Origin of the sequence: Lutibacter sp. HS1-25 (assembly GCF_004121075.1) — a bacterium.
GTDB lineage: Bacteria > Bacteroidota > Bacteroidia > Flavobacteriales > Flavobacteriaceae > Lutibacter.
This window is the reverse complement of record NZ_RHLN01000078.1, coordinates 1-2,037: the sequence shown is the minus strand read 5'-3', so window position 1 is coordinate 2,037 and position 2,037 is coordinate 1. Positions and strand designations below refer to the sequence as shown.

The following is a 2,037-nucleotide window of genomic DNA, read 5'->3' as shown; positions in this document are numbered from 1 at the left end:
ATGTAATTTGCGAAAAAATTGAACAAGTTTTACTAGATAAATTTCAAATAAATCACTGTAATTTTCAGCCCGAATTTAAGCGCGACGATGAAAAAGAATTGATAAAACAAGATTAACGTATGCTTCAAATTACCACCAAATTATTTACTGAATTAACAACCAATCAATTGTATGAAATATTGCAATTACGCAGTGAAGTATTTGTTGTTGAGCAAGATTGTGTTTATCAAGATATAGATTATAAAGATCAAAAAGCAATTCATATTTTAGGTTATAAAAACGAAAAATTAGTTGCCTATACACGTATTTTTAAACCTGGTGATTATTTTGAAAAATCGAGTATTGGTAGAGTTGTAGTAGCTTTTAATGATCGTAAATTTGGTTATGGACACGTAATTTTAAAATATTCTATTGAAGCTATTGAAACCTATTTTAAGGAAACAGAAATTAAAATTTCAGCTCAAAAACATTTAAAACTTTTTTATGAATCTCACGGATTTATTCAAAATGGTGAAGAATATTTAGAAGATGGAATACCACATATAGCAATGCTAAAATTAATATAAATGAGCAATTCAAAAGTAAAAATAACAAGTGTAGAAAAACTTTCAGATAATTGGTACCAACTTGACAAAGTAAATTTTGAATATCAGCTTAAAACTGGTAAATGGCAAAGCCAAAGTCGTGAATGTTATGACCGAGGTGATGGCGCTGCAATTTTACTATATAATTTAGCAAAAAAAACGGTGATTTTAACCAAACAATTTAGAATGCCAACTTATTTAAATGAGAATTTAGACGGTATGATGATTGAAGTTTGTGCTGGTTTATTAGATGCTGATGATGCATTAACTTGTATTAAAAAAGAAGCTGAAGAAGAAACAGGTTTTAAAATTAACAACCCTACAAAGCTATTTGAAATTTATTCAACACCAGGTGCTGTTACTGAAAAAATTCATTATTTTATTGCTGAATATAGTGATGAAATGAAAGTTAATGAAGGTGGTGGTTTAGAAGAAGAAACTGAAGAAATTGAAGTACTTGAATTGGATTTTAAACAGACTTTAAATATGATTTCAACGGGTGAAATTTGTGATGCTAAAAGCATTATTTTATTGCAATATGCCCAAATTAATATTTTTAATGAAATTTAATATAAATTAATTAAAGCAAATTTTGTTAAAGAATCTATAAATCTAACACGACATTTTATGTCGTGAATTAACTCAAACAACTGGTTTATCTTTGTAGTGTACTAAGAAATAAAGTATCAATTTTTCATAAAATTAAAGTTTGAGTTAAGTTAATTGTTTAATGCCTGGTGAGTCATAACACCGGGCATTTTGTTTTTAAAAAAGATTTTAACAGGGAGAAAAATTTGTAAAATATTTAGTTAAATAACTTTAATAAAAAATAGCTTAAATACCGTTAAAAAACCTATAAATCTAACACGACATTTTATGTCGTGAATTAACTCAAATAACTGGTTTATCTTTGTAGTGTACTAAGAAATAAAGTATCAATTTTTCATAAAATTAAAGTTTGAGTTAAGTTAATTGTTTAATGCCTGGTGAGTCATAACACCGGGCATTTTGTTTTTAAAAAAGATTTTAACAGGGAGAAAAATTTGTAAAATATTTAATTAAATAACTTTAATAAAAAATAGCTCAAATATTGTTAAAGAATCTATAAATCTAACACGACATTTTATGTCGTGAATTAACTCAAATAACTGGTTTATCTTTGTAGTGTACTAAGAAATAAAGTATCAATTTTTCATAAAATTAAAGTTTGAGTTAAGTTAATTGTTCAATGCCTGGTGATTCATAACACCGGGCATTTTGTTTTTAAAAAAGATTTTAACAGGTAATAAAATTTGTAAAATATTTAATTAAATAACTTTAATAAAAAATAGCTCAAATATTGTTAAAGAATCTATAAATCTAACACGACATTTTATGTCGTGAATTAACTCAAATAACTGGTTTATCTTTGTAGTGTACTAAGAAATAAAGTATCAATTTTTCATAAAATTAA

The 2,037-nt window shown here is 25.6% G+C and carries 2 protein-coding genes; both read left to right on the top strand.

Annotation, left to right across the window (positions count from 1 at the left end):
• Positions 1 to 119 precede the first annotated feature (119 nt).
• Entirely contained in the window at positions 120 to 566 is a 447-nt protein-coding gene (locus tag EC396_RS12290) for a GNAT family N-acetyltransferase (protein WP_129364645.1), read from the top strand.
• Positions 567 to 1,154 carry an NUDIX domain-containing protein gene (locus tag EC396_RS12285; protein WP_129366955.1) on the top strand — a complete coding sequence of 196 codons (588 nt, stop codon included), beginning with the start codon at positions 567 to 569 and terminating at the stop codon, positions 1,152 to 1,154.
• Positions 1,155 to 2,037 lie beyond the last annotated feature (883 nt).

Bases quoted from the DNA above. Each gene is read 5' to 3' on its own strand.
- EC396_RS12285 (WP_129366955.1), top strand. From the start codon at position 567: ATGAGCAATTCAAAAGTAAAAATAACAAGTGTAGAAAAACTTTCAGAT.
- EC396_RS12290 (WP_129364645.1), top strand. From the start codon at position 120: ATGCTTCAAATTACCACCAAATTATTTACTGAATTAACAACCAATCAA.